A 19,694-nucleotide genomic window follows, 5' to 3' on the forward strand; every position below is an offset into this window, starting at 1 on the left:
TAAGTCGCCCAGACACCCGAACTGCTAAAAATATTTTATAAAACAGTCGCATAACATTTTATATGATGCCTGGATTGTCTTCCTGTCTGTAAAGCAATTTTTACCATTTAATAATATATATTGTATGCAAAATGCTTGAGTAACAATGAGGTAACAAGGTAAAGTCGCCGCGACTTGCGCAGCATGGTTGCCGCCTTATAGCCAACTTAATGGCGAAATCCTGTTGTGTTCTTGCCTCAGACCAGTCATTCGGGAAGTTGTCATGCCTGTTTCCAGAAATATTGTCCGCGCCCTGGCGCTCCTGTGTATCGCCAGCTTGAGTGCTGCAGACGATACGTCACTGTTTAAGGTCAGCACAGGTAACAGCAGGCCGCAGGTACTGATAATTCTGGATACCTCAAGCAGTATGGGGGCGACGGTTCAGATGTCCCCCGTCTATGTGCCTCAAACCAGCCGCAGTGGCGAGCCGCTGCCACCTGCTGCAGGCAGCAAGCTCTACTTTACCCGCGGCGATGAGCAGCTGAATGTCAATAACCTGCAGGCGGCCAGCTATATTTTGCATGCCAACAACGCCTGTGCCGATTCATGGGAGCAACTGCAAAAGTACGGGGTCTATACCGGCTTTATCGGCAGTTTTGACCCGCAGCTGCGTCAGTGGTCCGATACGCCAGCCAGTGGCGGGAGTGTATTGGTGGATTGCCTTGCCGACATCGAAAGCGGCAACTATCAAAATGGCGCAGGACGCGCAGAGGGCTTACCGGTAGCAGGTGATTCTGAAGCCTATATCCGCGTCAATGCCAATAGTTCCCAGGCCCATCGTGACGCCGCCAAGGCCAGTGCCAGAGCATCCGGACTTCGCCGCGGCGTGACAGTCACCCTTTACAGCGAGCACTACATTAACTGGAAGTTAGACAACACCATTCCGGTTTATGGCACCAGAATGGAATTGGCCAAGGAGGCGCTGCGGCAGGTAGCGCTTTCCATGGTGGATATCGATTTGGGGCTGGCGATATTCAACGTCAATCTGGGCGACCGTGAGGAACCCGGTGGACCCTACGGCCATGGAGGCAAGATTGTCTCCGCCATTAACAGGTTTGACAGTGCGCGGCGGATGACCTTCCTTGGGGAGGTTGAACGCATGGGCTACGCCTTCCAAACTCCGACCTGCGAAACCTTATATGAGGCCTACCGTTATTTCGCTGGTGAACCTGTGCTTTACGGCAATCAGGACAGGGACTACTACTGGGATTACGGTGCCGCTTACAAAGGTATGTCCGGCGATCCCGCCGCCGAAGTTCAAGGCGTATATCAGTCGCCTTTTAAGCGCTGTGATCGCCGTGGTTACATCATCTACATCACTGACGGCGAGCCCACCGAAGACTTTGACGCCAACGATGCCATCCGTTCTCTCACCGGCGTGGGATACAGCAACAGTGATGATAATGACTGGGGCAAGATGCAAAATGCCAGGGAGGCCTTGGTTTCGCTGGCTGGGTGGATGAACACCCATGATGTAACCCCCGGTGTTGATGGCGAGCAGATGGTGTCTACTCATACCATCGGCTACTCCGAGGGGGCTTTGGGTGCCAAGACCCTGTTGGAGTCGGTAGCCACTGTAGGTGGCGGCAGCTTCTTCGATGCCACCGACCTCAGTTCCCAAAGCAATTTTCAGGATAAGCTGCAGCAGGCGCTGAAGGCGGCGCTGAACCAGATAGTCGAGCGGGAATCCAGCTTTTCATCTCCGGCGGTCGTTAACAGTGAAACCCGACTTGAAACCGGTGAGCACGTTTATTTACCCATGTTCCGTTCAGCCCAGCGTCCCCGTTGGAGCGGTGATATCAAGAAGTATCGCCTCAGTGGCGATGGCAGGGTGCTGGATAAAAATGGTATGTCTGTCACCGCGGCGGATGGCGGTGTGGCGGCCGAGGCTTGCTCTGTGTGGGCTGGCTCCTGCAATGGGGGCGACGGTCAGAATTTCGGCCGTGGCGGTGTTGCTGCGGCCGTTGCCGCCATGGCGGACAAAGACAGGGTGCTTTACACCCAGGACGGAGCCAAGCTGGCGCCTTTGACTCTGGATAGTCTCACGGCCATCGCCAATGGCGGCGGTGAGCTGGCGTTGCAGCTCGGATTGCCTGAAGCCTTGCTTGGAAACCATGTGTCCTGGATCCGCGGCGTCGATGTTGATGATGCCGACAGGGATGGCGACCGCACCGAGAGCCGCAGCGATAGCTTCGGCGATATGCTCCATGCCAGGCCGGTTGCGCTGGAATACGGTAGTGGGAGTAACAAAGCCGTTTATCTGCTGGCGGCCACCAATCAGGGCTTTTTGCACATGTTCAAAGACTCTGGCACTTCAGTGTCAGAACTGTGGGCCTTTATGCCCTGGAGTTTGCTGTCAAATCAGTATCCTCTGAGAACGGCGGTCAGCGGCGGTCACAATATTTACGGTCTGGACTCGACCCCGGTTGTGCACCGCGAGAACGGACCTGACGGGCAAAAGACCTGGGTGTTCTTTGGGATGCGCCGTGGCGGAAAGCAATATTTCGCTCTGGATATTTCCAATCCTGCAAATCCCACCATGCTGTGGCAGGCAGGCCCGGACAGCGAGGGGCTGGAAGGACTTGGCCAGACCTGGGCCAGGCCAGTGGTAACCCAGATCCCGGGCCATAAGGGGCCCGTGCTGATAGTGGGAGGTGGTTATCAGCCTGGCGCCAAAGACTCAGCACAGGTTGGCAGCGGTGACAGCATGGGGCTGGGGGTGTATATCCTCGATGCGACCGATGGCAACCTGATCCACAGCTTCAGTGCCGACGTTGTCCGTGAGAACCAGACTCTAATGCCGGGGCTGAAAGACAGCATTCCCAACGAAGTGGCGGTGCTGGATGCCAATGGTGATGGTCTGACCGACAGAATTTATGCCACCGACACGGGGGGGAATGTCTGGCGTTTGGACTTGCCCGGTCCTAAGCCGGATAAGACTGGCGCTGCATGGTCTGCTTTCAAGTTTGCCAGCCTGGGGGGCAGTTCGGCAGCCAGTGACAGACGCTTTTTTTCTGCACCTGTTATCGCCCAGACGGCAACAGATCTCAGTTTTACCCTGGAGCTGGACACGCCAACAGGCACCGAAACCCGGGTTAGCCGCCGCCAGCTGCCTTACGATGCGGTTGCCATAGGCTCGGGGATCCGGCCTTTACCTATGGACACCAGCCGCGAGGATGCCTTCTTCCTGTTGCAGGACCGCATTACCGCCAGTCACTCGTTTAACAAAATGCTGGGCGGAGATGAGCCGCCGGAGCCCCTTACCACCGAGGATCTGTTTGATGTCAGTGAAAGGCCTATAACGGAACAGGACGAAATAGCTTTTGCCCAGACACGTGGCTGGGTTTACGGCCTGGGCTTGCCCGGTGAGAAGAGCCTGTCCAGCGCCACTATAGTCCGGGGCAGGGTGTTCTTCACCACCTTCGCGCCCGAGGCTGGGGACGAGAACCTGTGCCAGGCAAAGGGCCGCAGTTTTCTCTATGGCATGGATTTGCACAGGGGCTTCAGTTTCTTCACCCGTCAGCGGCTGGAAATGGGCTCCCAACTGGCAGATACCCCCCAACTGGTGATCCCAGATGGTGAGCGCATGTATTTCATCGGTATCGGCAATGCCGACTACGACATGAAAAAGGCTCCCTGTCCGGCGAATGACCTTAATTGCGACCCCTGTAAAGACGGCGGTCCTCGCTGCATTGGTGGCGGGCTTGAAACCCACAAAATCTACTACTACAGCAAGTAAGGAGACCGTATGCGTAAGCTTGTACTCGGCTGCTTGACGCTGATCACCATTGCCGCGGCGGCCGACGAATATAAGTGTGAGCTCGACACTCAAGATGGGGTATTTGTGGCGCGTTATGCTTTGCCACTTGAACAAATCCGTGCCTTGCCCACCAGATTGCCCGGAAGCTGGTTTGTTCCACCCAGAGCCAACAGTCGCCGCCTTTACATTCACCGTGTGGGTGAGTGCATCCCAAAAAGTGCCCATTTCCAAAGCCCCGCAATCAATGCCGCCGAAGCGGCTTTCTGGGGCAAAGAGTGACATCCCATTAAATCGTTTACAGGAAGACTATGGTTAATTTCAGTCTTCGGCAGGTGCGCTATTTCGTGACCATTGCCGAGCAACGCTCCCTGAGCAAGGCCGCCCGTTGTCTGGGGCTGTCCCAGTCGGCGCTGACCAACTCCCTTGCAGAGTTGGAAACCGGGCTTGCACACCAGTTGGTGGTGCGCTCGCCCAAGGGGGTAAGCCTGACCGCGGAAGGACACAAGTTTCTGGTGTCTTGCCACAGGATAATCGAGGCTGTTGAAGATGCCGGCCGTACCCTGAGCCGTGATGAACCTCGCCGCGGTGAGTTGGTGATTGGCGTGACGCCGCTGCTGGCAACCTACCTGTTGCCGTCATTGCTGAGCCGTTTTGCCAGGGTGCAGCCCGGTGTCAGTATCCGGTTGCGTGAAGGACGTGGACCTTTGCTTCAGCAGGCTTTATCTGAGGGTGAGTTGGATTTGCTGCTGAGCCTTCAGAGCGCCGGTGGACAAATGCCTCGAGACGCCGAGCCACTGCTTAACTCCGGTTGGAGTTTGTGGCTGGCGCCATCTCATCTACTGGCGAGTCGCAGTGAGGTTTCACTGGATGAACTGGCGCGCGAAACTCTTATCAGGGTAGAGGATGAAGAACTCGAACGGGCACAGCACAAGCTGTGGGCGGGCATGCCTGCCTCTGTGACTGAGATCCGGGTGACCAACATAGAAACTGCCCGTAGCCTGGTGGCGGCGGGCAGTGGTATCGCCTTGTTGCCGGACTTTGCCTTCCGGCCCTGGAGCGTCGATATGCAGCGCCTGGTGGCGGTACCTTTGCGTGAGAATGCGCCCGCGCTGGACGTTAGTCTGCTCAAGGCCAGTGCCCGGGATCCATTCTGGGCCACCGAGGCATTTATGGCCATGAGTAGACCACTGAACATGGGGTCACAAGCTGGCAACGGCGCCCTGGTGCAGCGTTAAGCGGTTCAGGCCCCGGGAATAGCCAGTTTCTGTCCTGGGCGAATAATACTTTTGTTATTCAGTCCATTAACCTGCATCAGGCTTGAGAGTTTCACCCCCTGACGCTTGGCTATGCCACTTAAAGTATCGCCGGACTTGACCACATAGCTGCCACCATTGCCGACGGCATTGGGTTCCCGCTTCAACTGAGCCCTGGCCAGCTCAAAGGCCCCGGTTTGCTCGAGTGGCAGGTTTATCATGTACTTACCGCTTGATGGCACTACCTGGGTTTTAAAGGCCGGGTTCAGGGCGAGCAGCTCTGCTTTGGGCAGGGCAATCGCCTTGGCCACACTGCTGAGGCTAACGCCATTGGGTACACCTTCGCGGCCCAGTACCTGAGTGTTGGCGATGACAGGGAAGTTCATTTCAAGGGCGGCCGGGTCCCGGGCAATTTCAATTACTGCCAGCCACTTGTAAAGGCTTGGTGCCTGGTTGCGGCTCATGCCGAGGGAGAGGAAATCCTCAGGCTTGCCCTGGCGCCGGTTGCGGGCAATGGCGCTTTTGAGCTTGCCTTCCCCCATGTTGTAGGCCGCCACCGCCGATAACCAGTCGTTGTCGAACATCTCGTACAAGTACAGCAGGTAATCCAGCGCCGCGCGGGTGGCGGGAATAGGGTCGAGGCGTCCGTCGTATTCTTTGTTGACCCTGAGCTTAAGGCCCCGGGCTGTCTGGGCCGAGAGCTGCCACAGCCCGGCACCGCCAATGCCTTTTACGCCGGGCTGAAAGCCACTTTCCACCAGGGGCAGCAGCGCCAGTTCCAGCGGCATGTCGCGTGCTTCGAGCTCATTGACTACATGGAACATCCAGGGGCTGGCCGCACGGGTGGCGTTGGCCGGAAACAGGGCGCGGGAGGCAAATTGGCCGCGGTAGTAGTCCACTTCTTTATGGGGAGGAATGTCGATACTGCGGGCGTCGGCAATCTTGTGCCACAGGTCGCTGTAGTCCACCGCTTTGGTATCCGTCTGCTGGGCCTTTGTGGTTTTTACCCGGTGAGCTGACGATGCCTTGGGTGTTGTCTCGGTGCCAGTCGCAGCGCCGGTGTCTTCGTCATTGCTCATTTCAGTCGCGGCCGAGTTTGGCTCATCAGATGGCTCACTGAGAACGGTTTCATCGGTCGGATTGGTGGCAGGTACAGTGGACAGCTGACAGCCTGAGAGTATCAATGTAGAAAACAGTGCTGCAAACAGCGCCAGCGAAGGGGCGCCCCAAAAGCCTTCGGCATAACGCCTTTGTTCGGATGGTTTTAACTTCAATACCATGGCGTCTCCGCAGTAAATGGTCAGCAAACCGCTCATCATACTCTGCTTCGCAGCCCGCCACATCCACCCAAAGACGCAAAAGCTTTTCACCGGTTGGGTAAAAGGCTTTGCCCACTGCTTTAGTGCACCCATGCTAGTTTTTACTCTAAACGCTGTACTGTAAAATATTGATTTTTTATTACAATTATTAAGGTGACGTTAAAGCTGGGTTTGATATGTTTCACTCGCGGATTTAGTAAATTGAAGCGGAAAGGACCCATGCTTAGCATAAAAAACCTTAATAAAACCTACGATAACGGGGTTAAAGCCCTGAACAACGTCAACCTGGAAATCCCCAAGGGGATGTTCGGTTTGCTTGGCCCCAACGGTGCCGGCAAATCCAGTTTGATGCGCACCATTGCCACCTTGCAGTCGGCCGATTCCGGCAGTATCCACTTCGATGGTATCGATGTGATGGCCGACCCTATGCGTCTTCGCACCATGCTCGGTTATCTGCCCCAGGACTTTAACGTTTACCCACGGGTGACGGCGGTAGATTTGCTGGATCATCTGGCGGTACTCAAGGGCCTCAATAACGCCAAAGAGCGTAAAGAAATCGTTGATGGTCTGCTTGCCCACACCAACCTGTACCAGCACAGATTCAAGTCGGTAAGCGGCTACTCTGGCGGTATGCGTCAGCGTTTTGGTATTGCCCAGGCGCTGCTTGGCGACCCCAAACTCTTGATTGTGGATGAGCCGACGGCGGGTCTGGACCCGGAAGAGCGCAACCGTTTCCACAATTTGCTGGTGAGCCTGGGTGAGGAGCGGGTGGTTATTCTCTCGACCCACATCGTAGAAGACGTGGCTGAGCTGTGCCCCAATATGGCGGTGCTGGCCTCCGGCAGTATTTTGCTGGAGGGCAACCCACAGGATCTGGTCAGTGGTCTGCAGGGCAAGATTTGGCAGCGCACCGTGACTCAGCAGGAAGCGGCGGATCTGGAAGCCAGGTTGCCGGTGATCTCCAAGCGTCTGTTTGCCGGTCGCACCGTGCTGAACGTGCTGTCGGATACCTGCCCTGAGGGCTTTGAGGCCACAGATGCCGGCCTTGAAGATCTGTATTTCTCTACCCTCCACAGCCACCGCAGTCAGGCGGCCTAAGGAGCGGCAGTATGTTTCTACAGACACTCTCATTCGAGTGGCGCTATTACCTGCGCCAGCCGTCCTTTTATGTGGTCGGCCTTCTGCTGTTTATGGTGTGCTTTTTCGCGACCGGCTCTGACTCAGTGCAGATTGGCAGTGGCGGTGAAGTCCTGAAAAACAGCCCCTTCGCCATTGGTCAGACACTGCTTATTACCGGCATTATTGCCATGTTTGCGGTGGTGAACTTTGTCGGCAGTACTGCGGTGCGCAATCAGCAGTCCATGATGGAAGAGCTGATTTACGTGAAACCCCTGTCGCCGCTGCAATACCAGCTGGGCCGCTTTGCGGGCAGCTATCTGGTGGTGCTGACTTTGTTTACCCTGGCGCCGCTGGGCCATCTGCTGGGCTCACTGATGCCCTGGGTGGATGCCAGTCGCTTCGGTGATATCTCGCTGTGGTTTTATATCAAGCCATTGATTTTGCTGGTAGCTCCGACGCTGCTGTTGTTATCGGCGCTATTTTACGCCATGGCGCAGAAGTTCCGCTCCATGATGGCCTTGTACCTCACGGCCGTGGCGCTGTTTGTGCTGTATGGCTTGGCCGGTCAGCTTGCCAGCCAGCCACAGTACCGTGAAATTGCCGCCCTGCTGGATCCCTTTGGTCTGCGTACCTACGCCCAGGTGGCGCGTTACTGGACCATCGAAGAGAAGAACACCATCAGCATGGGTCTTGAAGGCCTGATGCTGCAAAACCGCCTGCTGTGGCTGGGTATTTCCATGGCTATTCTGGCCTTGAGTGGCCTGCATCGTCAGCCCAGTCTGACCCGCAAAACCGAAGCCAAGAAAACCGGCAGCTACAAGGTGCCTGTGATGCCGCCTTTGGCAGAACTGGTGCGCCGCCCTGAAGTGAATGGCAGCAAGCAGTTCTGGACCCGGGTAGGCTTTGAAGTAAAACAGGTGCTCTTTACCGCGCCTTTTTACATCCTTGGTGCGCTCAGTATCTTCAATCTGCTCGGCCCCATGATTGCCGGCGACTTGCAGTGGTACGGCACCAGTAACTGGCCGCTGACCCAAGACATGGTAACCCTGATTGTGGGCTCCACAGGTTTGCTGATGGTCATAGTGCAGGTTTACTACTGCGGCGAAATCGTCTGGCGTGAGCGCAGCACAGGTATGGGCGACATCATCGATGCCATGCCGGTATCCAACAAGGTGTTCCTCGGTTCCAAATTTGTGGCCTTAAGTCTGGTGATGGTGCTTTTGTACCTGTTCGCCATGCTGACCACCATTTGCTTCCAGCTGATTAAGGGGCAAATGAACCTGGAGCTTGGCCACTACGCCATCAGCCTGGGTTTTGTGATCTTGTTGCCGTTAATGATGTCGGCGGTGCTGGCCTTCTTCCTGCAGGTGTTGGCTCCGAACAAGTACGCCGGTATGGGCCTGTTCGTGGGCTATTACATTGTCAGCCTGGTGCTGGCGACCTGGGGTTTTGGCCACAGTCTGAATAACTTCGCCGCCTCGCCAACCATTCCATATTCGGATATGAACGGCTTTGGTTGGGGGCTTTTGAGCCACAGCCTGTACATGATTTACTGGGGCGCCTTTACCGTGCTGCTGTTTTTGGCGGCCTTTGGTCTGTATCGCCGTGGTCCGGAAGTGGGCCTCAAGGCACGCTTTAAGCTGCTTGGGTATCAGCTGGGCTTTGGTGGCAGTGCCCTGGCCGGCTTTGCGCTGTCGCTGTTTGTGGGCATGGGAGGTTACCTCTTCTACCAAACCACAGTGGTGAATCAGTACATGACGCCGGAAGATACGCAAGATCAGCTGGCAGACTACGAGAAGCGGTATAAGCAGTACGAAGTCTTGCCTCAGCTGTCGCCTGTGTCGGTAAAAGGTGAGTTCAACATCTTCCCTGAAGACAGACGCATCGAAGCCAGGGTTGCCATGCGCTGGCAAAACCGTTCGGCTGAGCCTGTCTCCCGTATGCTGGTGAGCCTGCCTAATCACACCGACCCTGCGACTATCAAGTTTGATATCCCGGGCGCGAGTTTTGGCGATATCGACCCTGATATGCCGGTGGGCTGGCTTAACTTCGCCACCCCGGTAGCGCCAGGTGCTGAGGTGAGTGGTGAGATTTCGCTTATCCGCGACACCAATGGCATAGCCGAAACCAATCACGACTGGGCTGTGGTGGAAAACGGCACCTTTATCGACAACCTCTCGCTGTTGCCGGTATTTGGATATCAGAGCGAAGCCGAGCTGCTTGACCGCCATGAGCGGGAAAAGCGTGGCTTGGCCCCTAAAGACAGGGCCAATAAGCTTGAGGATGAGCAGTTCCATCAGCAGAACTTCTTTGGCCCCCAGGGCACTTTTATCGACTTTGAGGCCACATTGTCGACCGCAGGTGACCAAACTGCGATTGTGCCCGGTTACCTTACCAAGTCGTGGCAGGAGAATGGCCGCAATTACTTCCACTACAAGATGGACAGCCCCATGGTGAACTTCTTCTCCATAGTGTCTGGCCGTTATGCGGTGAAAAAGGAAGAGTATCAAGGCATTAACATCGAGGTTTACTACCACGCGGATCACCCCTGGAACATTGACCGTATGATGGAATCGGTACGTGACTCCATCGATTACTTCGGTGAAGCCTTCGGTCCTTATCAGCATCGTCAGATGCGAATTATGGAATACCCGGGCTATCGCACCTTTGCCCAGAGCTTTGCCAATACTGTGCCTTACTCGGAGCGCATCGGCTTTATCACTGACCTTCGCGATCCAGAGAAGATTGACCCCGTGTACTACGTGACCGCCCACGAAGTGGCGCATCAGTGGTGGGGTCATCAGGTAGGCGCGGCCGATGTGCAGGGCAGTGCGGTTATTTCCGAGTCGCTGTCTCAGTATGCAGCTCTGATGCTGATGGAGAAGAAGTACGGTGCCCATATGCTGCGTAAGTTCCTGCGTTACGAGCTGGACCGCTACCTGCGTGGTCGCGGCGCCGAGCGTATTGGCGAGATGCCGCTGCTTCGCAGTGAGAATCAGCAGTACATTCACTATCAGAAGGGCTCTGTGGTGATGATGGCCATCAAGGATGTGGTGGGTGAAGAGGCGCTTAACGCCAATCTGGCGGCCTTTGCTGAGCGTTTCCGCTATCGCACCGACCCATTCCCGACCACCCTGGATCTGGTGAGTTACATCAAGCAGGGGCTGAGCGACGAACAGCAGGCCTTTGTGGACAGCTCCTTCAATGAGATCACCCTCTACGACCTGCGTCTTGAGGATGTGAAGCTGACTGAACTCGACAGCGGCAAGGTACGGGTGGATTTGACCATTCATGCCGGAAAACTGACCGCCAACAACGAGGGTAAAGAGCAGCAGGTGGAGATCAGCGAGCGGGTCGATATTGGCCTCTTTGCGGCCGATCCCGACACCCTGACCGATGAAAACGATGTACTGCTGCTGGAGAAGCATCCGCTCAAGAGCGGTGAAAACAAGCTGTCGTTTGAACTGGACAAGAAGCCGGCCTTCGTTGGGGTTGACCCCTTCGTGAAGCTGGTTGACCGTGACAGCAAGGACAACATCTTCAAGCTGTAACGCCTGATAGTTATTCAACCCAAGCGGCCCGTTTTAGCGGGCCGCTTTTTTATTGCCTGAGCCATGAGAGGAAATGCAAATTTGCTTGAGTGGCCGGATGTGCTCGCCTATGGTGGGGGAAAGGAGTGGCAGCGGATGACTGCCGAATTGGAGAGTATATGGATACCCAGCTTGCATTAAGAGTAAACCACTGGATTAGCCGCGACCCTGATCCTGTCTGTCGCAGCGAACTTGAGCGCCTGCTCGATGCCGGTGATGAAGCCGCGCTGAGTCAGGCATTTTCAGGCAGGCTCGCCTTTGGTACCGCCGGTATTCGCGGCATCGTGGGCCCCGGCCCCATGGGCATGAACCGGCTGCTGGTGCGCGAAACCAGCGCGGGCCTGGGTGAGTATCTCAGCGCTCAGGTCAAAGACGCCAAACGTCGCGGCGTGGTGATAGGCTTCGATGGCCGTCACGACTCCAAAACCTTTGCCCACGATGCCGCCAGCGTGCTCTGTGGCCTGGGATTCAAGGTGCGCCTCACAAGCCATGTGGCACCTACGCCGCTGGTGGCTTTTGGGGTAAAGCACTTTGAAGCTGCCGCCGGCATTGTGGTGACAGCCAGTCACAATCCGCCCAAATACAATGGCTATAAGGTGTACTGGGAAAACGGCGCACAAATTATTCCGCCCCATGACAGCGGCATTGCTGAGCGCATCGAGATGGCGTCGAGCAGCGACTTGCCCTGGCTCGGTGAATCAGATGCGGTGAAAAAGGGCCTGCTGTCGTTCCTGCAGGATGATTTTTTCGAGCACTATCGCCGCGCCGTGCTGCACTCGCCGCTGCTGACGGCTGCCTCCACTGCTGCAACGTCCGCCAGCAGCCAACTTTCGCTGGCCTATACCGCCATGCATGGCGTGGGGGCGCCCATGGCAGAGCGGGTGCTTAAAGATGCGGGCTTTGGCAAGGTGTTCAGCGTGGCGGCCCAGCGTGAGCCCGATGGCGACTTCCCCACAGTGAACTTCCCCAATCCGGAAGAACCCGGTGCCATGGACATGGTGATGGCCGAAGCGGCCGTCCACGATGCCGAACTTGCCTGTGCCAACGACCCGGATGCCGACCGCTTTGCGGTGGCGGCCCGCAAAGCCGATGGCAGTTATCGGATGTTGACCGGCGATCAGGTGGGCGCTCTGTTTGTGGACTATCTGCTTGGCCGCTGGCAGGCCGCAACTGTGCCGCTGGTGGGGAACACCATAGTCTCATCGGCGCTGCTGCACGCCATTGCCCGCCACCACAAGGCCGAAAGCTACACCACGCTCACCGGCTTCAAGTGGCTGATGAATACCGCCCAGCAGCTGGCCAGTCCGCAAAAGCCGTTTCTGTTCGCTTATGAAGAGGCCCTGGGCTACACAGTGGGCGACCTTGTCTGGGATAAAGACGGCATCACAGCCCAGCTGTGTTTTGCCCGGCTTGCCGCCGAGCTTAAGGCCCAGGGTAAAAGTGTGTGGGATGCGCTGGAGGCGTTGTATCGCCGCCACGGGCTGTATGTGAACCGTCAGGTGAGCATTGCCCTTGGAGCCGATACCCCGGATATAGGCGCTGCGCTGCGTCAAACGCCGCCTGCAAGCATCGATGGGCGGCAGGTGCTGTCGGTGGAGGATTTTAAAACCCTCAGCCACCGCTTTGCCGATGGCCGCAGCGAGTCCATCTCGCTGCCATCCAGCGACGTGCTGATTTATCATCTGGGCGAGTCTTCTACAGCGCCCGGCACCACAGCCCGGGTGATTGTGCGCCCATCTGGCACCGAGCCCAAAATCAAGTGTTATTACGAGCTGGTGATGCCGATGACGGCTCAAATGGCCATGGCAGACGCCCAGGCTGCCGGCGATGGGTTGATGAGTGCGTTGGTGGATGGCCATCAGGCCAGCCTGCCACGCTGAGTGCATTATTTTTACTCCTGACAAACCCTGCTGACACCATGTTGTCAGCAGGGGGGGATTAAGCTGAATACATCGATGAAGCAAGAAGTAATACCTACTTCAACACATTGATAGAAAAGCTTAATTCAATAAGGAGATAAGGATATGCAAGCAACTCAACCTCTGGTGTGGGGCGAAATCGCTGTCAGTGACATGGCCCGCGCCATCGCCTTTTATCAAGCTCAGTTTGGCGTGAGTTTCCGCCGCGAAGACATGGATGAAGTGGAATACGCCATCCTCGAATGCAGCGATGAAAAGGCCGCCACCATCGGCCTGATGAAGCACCCTGAGTTCAAACCCGGCAACGGCGGCGCCTGCCTGTACCTGCATCTGGCCGATAACCTCGGGCCTTTGGTGGGCAAACTGGAGCAAAACCAGGTGAAAATTGCTATGCCACCCATGGGGATCAAGGGCGGTGAGTGCGGCTACATAGCGCTGTTTGTCGACAGTGAAGGCAACACTGTCGGGCTGTGGAGCCCGGCGCTGTGATGCTGACAAACTGAGTTATAACCAGATAACAAAGGCCGGGCGCATAGACGCACCGGCCTTTGCATGGAAACCCTATGCGCCGCGCAGACAGACTGTTTCAAATCGTTCAAATCCTTCGCCACCGACGCCTGACCACGGCGGCGCAGCTGGCCGAAAGGCTACAGGTGTCATCCCGCACCATCTACCGCGATATTCAGGACCTGTGCCTGTCGGGGATCCCCATCGAAGGGGAGGCCGGTGTTGGCTACCTTTTGCGTCAGGAAGTGAGCGTGCCGCCGCTGATGTTTACCGAGGCCGAGCTGGAAGCCATTCAGGTGGGCATTCGCATGGTGCAAACCTGGGGCGGCAAAGCCCTTGGGCAGGCCGCGGCCCAGGCGCTTATCAAGGTGGAAGCCGTGCTGCCGGAGCGGCTAAGAGAGATGCAGTCGCTGATGTTCTCGCCGGACTTTTATCTGGATGAGGCCGAATTTCAGTTTCTGGATCCGCTGCGGGTTGCCGCCAGAGAGCGGCGCTATTGCCGGATTAATTACAAGGATGCCAAGGATGCGGTGACCGAGCGACGCCTGCGGCCACTGGCGATTTACTTCTGGCGTGGTACCTGGACCTTACTGGGCTGGTGTGAACTCAGGGATGATTTTCGCAGTTTTCGCGCCGACCGCATTCTGGCCCTCATTGAAGAAGACCAGCGTTTTGCCCGCAGCCCCGGCAAGGAGCTGGAGGACTTTATCGCCCGCATGGATGAAGCGAGCCGTGAATATGAAAAAGCCCGCGCCGCAGCGCCTTGTGAGCCTGACGGGCGGGTCACTGAGACTTGACCTTACCATTTCAGTGAAAGGGCGGCCGAAGCCGCCTATGGATGCGCATCTTAGAAACTGCCGCGAATACCCAGGGCAATCTGGGTGCCGAAGCGCTCCAGATAGTTCACCTGATCTTCCCGCTTCACATAACCTGAGTAGCGGTTGTTGGTGAGGTTGGACGCCTCGGCAAATACCGTCAGATTTTCCAGCAGATCGTAACTCAGGCTCGCGTCCAGCTGGCCATAAGCATCAATCCAGGATGGGCCGCCCCAATCTTCGGGATTGGCGAGGAACTTGCTGCGCCAGTTATACGCAAGACGTCCCTGAATACCATACTGCTCGTAGTACACCACCGCGTTGTAGGAGTTTTCAGACATGCCGGCGAAGGGCAGGTTTTTTGCCTTGCGCTCAGGATCGTCGTATTCACTGTCCACATAGGTGTAGTTCAGCTGCAGACCCAAACCATTGAAAGGCTCCGGCAGCAGGCTGTCGAACGAGTGCTGCCAGGCCAGCTCATAACCGGTTATCTTGGCGCCGTATTCACCCGAACCTGGCTGGCTGACCAGATAATCGATGCCATCGACCTTGGCTGCTGTCTTGGTGTTTTCGATAAATGACTGAATGTCTTTAATAAATACACCACCGTTCAGGGAGCTGCTGTCGCCGTAGTACCACTCGAGAGTGATATCACCCTGATAGGCTTCCTCTGGGCTGACCGACGGGTTGCCGCGGCTCAGGGTTGGCAGACCCTGTTCACGTACGGTGAAGTTCGGCGCGGCCCAGGTACGCAGGGCATACAGAGAAGGGCGGCTTAAGGTCTTGGCGGCGGAGATACGCAGCAGCAAGTCATCCTGCAGATTCAAACGGAAGTTGAGGCTCGGCAGAATATTGTTGTAGCTGCCTTCATACTCGGTGGGTACCACCGCCTGCCAATCGTTATTCACCGGCTGGCCTTCACTGTCCAGCACCACCTTGGATAAGTCATAACCAAAGCCCTCGGAGGTGACTTCGGTGTGGCTGGCACGTACGCCGAGGTTCAGCATGTAGGGCAGCTCCCACAGCTCATCTTCCAGGGTCAACTGCACAAAGCCGGAGGTGACGGCCTCGGATACTTCATAGCTGTCCTGCTGGCGCTGACTGGCCACGATACTGGCATTGGCTGCGTCGGCATTGATGGAGCGGAAGTATTCCAGCAGCGCATCATAGTCAAAGCTTGGCCAGGGATCCGGCGAGACACTGTCTTCCCCTTCAAGGAAGTTATCGAAGTTGGGAGCAACAAACACAGACTCGGGAATGCGGAACAGCTCAAATTCGCCCTGATTGAACACTTGCCCCGGGGAAAAGGTGTAGCCATCACGGGTCAGATAGTAGCCGCCGCGGCTGAACTGGCTGGGGTTTTTCGAGCGGTACGCTTCCTGGCTCTTGGTCTGTTTTACATAGTTCATACCGAAATGCACCTTGCTGATGATGCCGTCATCGGGCAGGTATACGCTTTCCAGCTTGAAGTCGGCTATTTTGTCTTTGACCCCGGTACCACTGTTGAGGCTGTAGTGGGCACCATAGGTCTGGTCGGCGGTCAGCGCCGGGCTAATCTCCACATCCGGCAGAATATTGCCTTTGCTGTAGTCGATGCCGATGCTGTCAACGAAGCCGCGGGCCACAATAAAGCGGTTGTCACCGGCATTTTTATTGTTGGCCTCAGACAGCGCCAAATCCGCAATCACTTCCCAGTTTTCGCTGGGGTTCCAGTCGGCATTAAAGCCAAGCTGCCAGGTGTCGGTCTGGCGCGGCTCGGAGATATTCAGCAGCTCCACCATGGTGTTTTCGCCGCTTTGCTTCATCTTGATAACCCGGCCAGAGTCGTCAAATTCCGCATCGGTAAAGAGTGGCGTGCCCGGCGTCCAGGACTCGTCATAGTTTACAAACCCTATCTGATAGCGGTGACCATCAGTGTTGTAGCGTGAGTACAGGCCATCAATCCCCAGGGTGAGGTTATCGGCTGGCTGCCACTGCACAGCCAGGGTAGAGCCGATACGCTCGCGCACATCCTGGGCGTTGGCAAAGTACATGTAGCTGGGGATTTTTGAGGCGTAGATTTCGCCTTCATCAATCATGCCGTTGCTGTTGGTATCCACAGGGACACCGGCGCTGTCGGCGCCCCAGCCTTCGTCTTCATCAAAGAAGCCCGCGGCAGAATAGGTATCTGCCCGCAGGGTCTTTTTCGAGTACACCGCAGAGAGCAGGGCGCCGAAGGTGCCGTCATCATTCTGATCGCCAATGATAAAAGAGGCGTGCGGATGTATATCTCCGGTGCGGGATTCATGAATGCCTTTGGCCGATGCCTGCAGGGTAAAGCCGTTCAAATCCAGTGGCTTGCGGGTTTGAATATCGACGATGGCGCCAATGCCGCCTTCGGTCAGGCGTGCTTCGGGCGACTTGTACACCGCCAGTACATTCACCAGCTCAGAGGCGATGGTGTCGAAGTTGAAGTCACGACCGGCGTATTCCGATGCCAGCTTGCGGCCATTGAGGGTGGTCACGTTGTAACCCGAACCCAGGCCACGAACCAGAATGTTCTGACCTTCACCGCCGTTGCGGGTGATGGTGATGCCGGGAATACGCTGCAGTGCTTCGGCCAGGTTTTCATCGGGGAACTTACCGATGTCGTCTGCCACCACCAGATCGACCACACTGGTGGCATTCTGTTTAAGGAACATCGACTCCTTGATGCTCGAGCGAATGCCATACACCTGAATACGCTCAACGTCTTCGGATGCCTGTTCAGTTTGTTGACTGCTCGCCTGTTGTTTTTCGTCCACCTTGTCTGTGTCGGCAGTCATCCCCGGTGTAGCCCAGAGTGCCGTACTGATTGCCAGTGCCAGGCTGGCAACCTGAGTGTGTAACTTAGCCATCTTCTCCCCTCCGTGTACATGCATTTGTGGTTATTGCTCGCCAACTTCGAAAGCTTGTGATTGGCTTAATGGCTTTCGAATGGTTACATATAATGTTAAAAATCTGTTCAGATCAACAAAAATTTGTAAAATAGCTTTTATTTTCTTTCGAAGTTGGGCATATTGGTTTGTAACGAAAGTCGTGGTTTGAAAGGTGTTGCTGCCTAAATGGCTGAAAAGTATTGGAAGTGAGTATTTTTTGTTGTCGATTTATGAAATCGAAACCTATTGAAAGTCATTTGCCTGTGCTACATTGAAGCCTTTCAACCGGGGGATGAATAACGCAATGAATGTGCTCAACACCATAGAAAGACAGCAGGAAATTGTTCGCCTCACCCAGCAGCTGGGCAAGGTCACGGTCAGTGAACTGGCGCTGAAGTTTGGCGTCTCGGAAGTCACCATTCGCTCCGATCTGGCGACCCTGGATCAAAAGCAGCTGCTGGTGCGCTCACGGGGTGGCGCCATTGTGAACTCAGAGCTGAGCCGCGAGTTGTCGCTGAAGGAAAAAGGCAGTTGCTTCTCGACCCTGAAACGGGCGCTGGGGGCTGCCGCCGCTGAATATGTGCAAAACGGTGACCGGCTTTTGTTGGACTCAGGTACCACCACCGAGCAGGTGGCCCACCACCTGATGCAGCACGACGATCTGATAGTGATGACCAATGGCCTTAACATTGCCACTGTGCTGTCCAAGTCTGAGTCGGTGGAGGTGATGCTCACCGGTGGTCTGCTTCGGAAGAAATCGCTGTCGTTTTATGGCAGTGCGGCTGAGAAAAGCCTTACAGATTACAACTTTAACAAGCTTATTTTGGGTGTAGACGGATTCGACCTCAAGGCCGGTTTGACCACCCATTTTGAAAAAGAAGCCTGCCTTAACCGGATGATGGTGGAGATAGCCAGCGAAGTTATCGTGGTGACCGACTCATCCAAGTTTGACCGGCAGGCTTTCCATGTGATTTGCCCACTGATGCGAATCGACCGGCTTATCACAGACACAGGGATCCCGGAGCGTTACGCCCAGGCCCTGGAACAACAGGGGGTGCAGTTGCACCTGATTGAACGCAATCAATAGCGAGTAAGGGGAGAAGCAATGGCGGGTTTGGACAGGCGTGGATTTTTAAAGGCCTCGATGGCGTCGGTGGCGGCAGCGGCACTGGCAGGATGTGCAGCCAAAGAAGGCGCAGTGGCAACGCCCAAGGCCGCCGGTAAGTCGGTGATGGGCCTGGTGGTGCCAAAGATGGACGAAGTGCGCGTGGGCCTGATTGGTGTGGGCGAGCGCGGTGTGGGTTTTATCCATCACTTTAACAATATCGACGGCGCGCGCATTACCGCTATTTGCGATATCGATCCTTTGGTGATTGCCAGGGCTGAGAAAATCATGGCCGATTACGGTCAGGGCCAGCCTGCGTTCTATCAGCAGGGCAAACATGCCTACCGCGAGCTTTTGTCCCGGGAAGATGTGGACATAGTGGTGATTTGCACGCCCTGGGAGTGGCACCACCCCATGGCCAAAGAAGCCATGCTGGCCGGTAAGCACGCTTTTGTGGAAGTGCCCATGGGCCTGACCATCGAAGAGCTGTGGGATCTGGTGGATACCTCTGAGCTGACCCAGCGCAACTGTATGATGATGGAAAACGTCTGCTACGGCCGTGACGAGCTGATGGTGCTGAACATGGTGCGTCAGGGCCTGTTTGGTGACTTGCTCCATGGCGAAGCCGCCTATATCCACGAGCTGCGTTGGCAAATGAAGGAAATGGACCGCAAAACCGGCTCCTGGCGTACGGCGTACCATGCCAAAATCAACGGTAACCTGTACCCGACCCACGGCCTTGGTCCTGTGTCCCAGTATATGAATATCAATCGCGGCGATCGTTTCGATTACCTCAGTTCCATGAGTTCACCCGCCCTTGGCCGCGCCGCCTATGCCAAGCGCGAGTTTCCAGCCGATCATCCGCGCAATCAGCTCAATTATATCAGCGGCGACATGAACACCAGCCTTATCAAAACCGTCAAAGGCCGAACCATCATGGTGCAGCACGACACCACCACACCGCGCCCGTACAGTCGTCACAATCTCATTCAGGGCACCAATGGGGTGTTTGCCGGTTTCCCCAATCGCATCGCGCTGGAAAATGGCGGCCGAGGCAGCTTCCATGAGTGGGATGAAGATATGGCCTATTGGTATGGCAAGTATGACCACCCACTGTGGCTGCGTATGGGGCGGGAGGCCGAGCAGAACGGCGGCCACGGCGGCATGGACTTTTTGATGTGCTGGCGAATGATTTACTGCCTGCGAAACGGCGAGCCGTTGGATCAGGACGTGTATGACGGCGCCGCCTGGTCTGCGGTGCAGCCCTTATCGGCACAATCGGTGGCCGACCGTGGCAACTCGAAAGACTTCCCCGACTTTACCCGTGGTGTGTGGCAAACCGCCAAGCCACTTGGCATTGTGGGGTAAGCC

Annotated in this window: 12 protein-coding genes; 10 read left to right on the forward strand and 2 right to left on the reverse strand. The window is 56.1% G+C overall.

The genetic code is table 11. From position 1 onward, the window contains the following. Positions 1–262 precede the first annotated feature (262 nt). Genes MJ923_RS04680 through MJ923_RS04690 form a run of 3 tightly spaced genes read left to right on the forward strand, consistent with a single transcriptional unit; the run spans position 263 to position 5,034 of the window. Entirely contained in the window at positions 263–3,778 is a 3,516-nt protein-coding gene (locus MJ923_RS04680) for a pilus assembly protein (protein ID WP_240590093.1), read from the forward strand. Positions 3,779–3,787: 9 nt separating this feature from the next. Next, a complete protein-coding gene (locus MJ923_RS04685; protein WP_240590094.1) occupies positions 3,788–4,078 on the forward strand; it encodes a hypothetical protein in 291 nt (96 codons plus the stop codon). Between the two features lie 29 nt (positions 4,079–4,107). Continuing rightward, the gene (locus MJ923_RS04690) at positions 4,108–5,034 is read left to right on the forward strand and encodes a LysR family transcriptional regulator (protein WP_240590095.1); all 927 of its coding nucleotides are present in this window, start codon (positions 4,108–4,110) and stop codon (positions 5,032–5,034) included. Positions 5,035–5,039: 5 nt separating this feature from the next. Here MJ923_RS04690 and MJ923_RS04695 read toward each other — a convergent pair whose 3' ends face one another. Beyond that, positions 5,040–6,332, reverse strand: coding sequence for a transglycosylase SLT domain-containing protein (locus MJ923_RS04695; protein WP_240590096.1), 1,293 nt, complete (start codon positions 6,330–6,332; stop codon positions 5,040–5,042). Between the two features lie 258 nt (positions 6,333–6,590). Between MJ923_RS04695 and MJ923_RS04700 the strand changes: the two genes are divergently transcribed. The 5 genes from MJ923_RS04700 (at position 6,591) to MJ923_RS04720 (ending at position 14,303) form a co-directional block, all read left to right on the forward strand. After that, positions 6,591–7,469, forward strand: coding sequence for an ABC transporter ATP-binding protein (locus tag MJ923_RS04700; RefSeq protein WP_240590097.1), 879 nt, complete (start codon positions 6,591–6,593; stop codon positions 7,467–7,469). Between the two features lie 11 nt (positions 7,470–7,480). Next, entirely contained in the window at positions 7,481–11,041 is a 3,561-nt protein-coding gene (locus MJ923_RS04705) for an ABC transporter permease/M1 family aminopeptidase (RefSeq protein ID WP_240590098.1), read from the forward strand. A gap of 158 nt (positions 11,042–11,199) precedes the next feature. Further along, on the forward strand, positions 11,200–12,960 hold the full coding sequence (locus MJ923_RS04710) for a phospho-sugar mutase (RefSeq protein ID WP_240590099.1): 1,761 nt from the start codon (positions 11,200–11,202) through the stop codon (positions 12,958–12,960). 144 nt (positions 12,961–13,104) lie between these two features. Then, on the forward strand, positions 13,105–13,488 hold the full coding sequence (locus MJ923_RS04715; protein WP_126166317.1) for a VOC family protein: 384 nt from the start codon (positions 13,105–13,107) through the stop codon (positions 13,486–13,488). A gap of 74 nt (positions 13,489–13,562) precedes the next feature. Beyond that, positions 13,563–14,303: a helix-turn-helix transcriptional regulator gene (locus tag MJ923_RS04720; protein WP_240590100.1), complete on the forward strand. Its 741-nt coding sequence runs from the start codon at positions 13,563–13,565 to the stop codon at positions 14,301–14,303. A gap of 50 nt (positions 14,304–14,353) precedes the next feature. On the opposite strand, the gene MJ923_RS04725 is transcribed toward MJ923_RS04720, so the two are convergent. Further along, a complete protein-coding gene (locus MJ923_RS04725; RefSeq protein WP_240590101.1) occupies positions 14,354–17,197 on the reverse strand; it encodes a TonB-dependent receptor in 2,844 nt (947 codons plus the stop codon). Between the two features lie 313 nt (positions 17,198–17,510). On the opposite strand from MJ923_RS04725, the gene agaR reads away from it, so the two are divergent. Together agaR and MJ923_RS04735 are read left to right on the forward strand one after the other, a co-directional pair. Then, complete coding sequence (gene agaR / locus MJ923_RS04730) at positions 17,511–18,305, forward strand: transcriptional repressor AgaR (RefSeq protein ID WP_237158738.1); 795 nt, start codon at positions 17,511–17,513, stop codon at positions 18,303–18,305. Between the two features lie 18 nt (positions 18,306–18,323). Further along, positions 18,324–19,691 (forward strand): Gfo/Idh/MocA family protein, encoded by a 1,368-nt coding sequence (locus tag MJ923_RS04735; RefSeq protein ID WP_240590102.1) that lies wholly within the window; start codon positions 18,324–18,326, stop codon positions 19,689–19,691. Positions 19,692–19,694 lie beyond the last annotated feature (3 nt).

The sequence above is a fragment of the Shewanella zhuhaiensis genome, assembly GCF_022484835.1.
Lineage (GTDB): Bacteria > Pseudomonadota > Gammaproteobacteria > Enterobacterales > Shewanellaceae > Shewanella > Shewanella khirikhana.

Bases quoted from the DNA above. Each gene is read 5' to 3' on its own strand.
- MJ923_RS04680 (WP_240590093.1), top strand. From the start codon at position 263: ATGCCTGTTTCCAGAAATATTGTCCGCGCCCTGGCGCTCCTGTGTATC.
- MJ923_RS04685 (WP_240590094.1), top strand. From the start codon at position 3,788: ATGCGTAAGCTTGTACTCGGCTGCTTGACGCTGATCACCATTGCCGCG.
- MJ923_RS04690 (WP_240590095.1), top strand. From the start codon at position 4,108: ATGGTTAATTTCAGTCTTCGGCAGGTGCGCTATTTCGTGACCATTGCC.
- MJ923_RS04695 (WP_240590096.1), bottom strand. From the start codon at position 6,332: ATGGTATTGAAGTTAAAACCATCCGAACAAAGGCGTTATGCCGAAGGC.
- MJ923_RS04700 (WP_240590097.1), top strand. From the start codon at position 6,591: ATGCTTAGCATAAAAAACCTTAATAAAACCTACGATAACGGGGTTAAA.
- MJ923_RS04705 (WP_240590098.1), top strand. From the start codon at position 7,481: ATGTTTCTACAGACACTCTCATTCGAGTGGCGCTATTACCTGCGCCAG.
- MJ923_RS04710 (WP_240590099.1), top strand. From the start codon at position 11,200: ATGGATACCCAGCTTGCATTAAGAGTAAACCACTGGATTAGCCGCGAC.
- MJ923_RS04715 (WP_126166317.1), top strand. From the start codon at position 13,105: ATGCAAGCAACTCAACCTCTGGTGTGGGGCGAAATCGCTGTCAGTGAC.
- MJ923_RS04720 (WP_240590100.1), top strand. From the start codon at position 13,563: ATGCGCCGCGCAGACAGACTGTTTCAAATCGTTCAAATCCTTCGCCAC.
- MJ923_RS04725 (WP_240590101.1), bottom strand. From the start codon at position 17,197: ATGGCTAAGTTACACACTCAGGTTGCCAGCCTGGCACTGGCAATCAGT.
- agaR (WP_237158738.1), top strand. From the start codon at position 17,511: ATGAATAACGCAATGAATGTGCTCAACACCATAGAAAGACAGCAGGAA.
- MJ923_RS04735 (WP_240590102.1), top strand. From the start codon at position 18,324: ATGGCGGGTTTGGACAGGCGTGGATTTTTAAAGGCCTCGATGGCGTCG.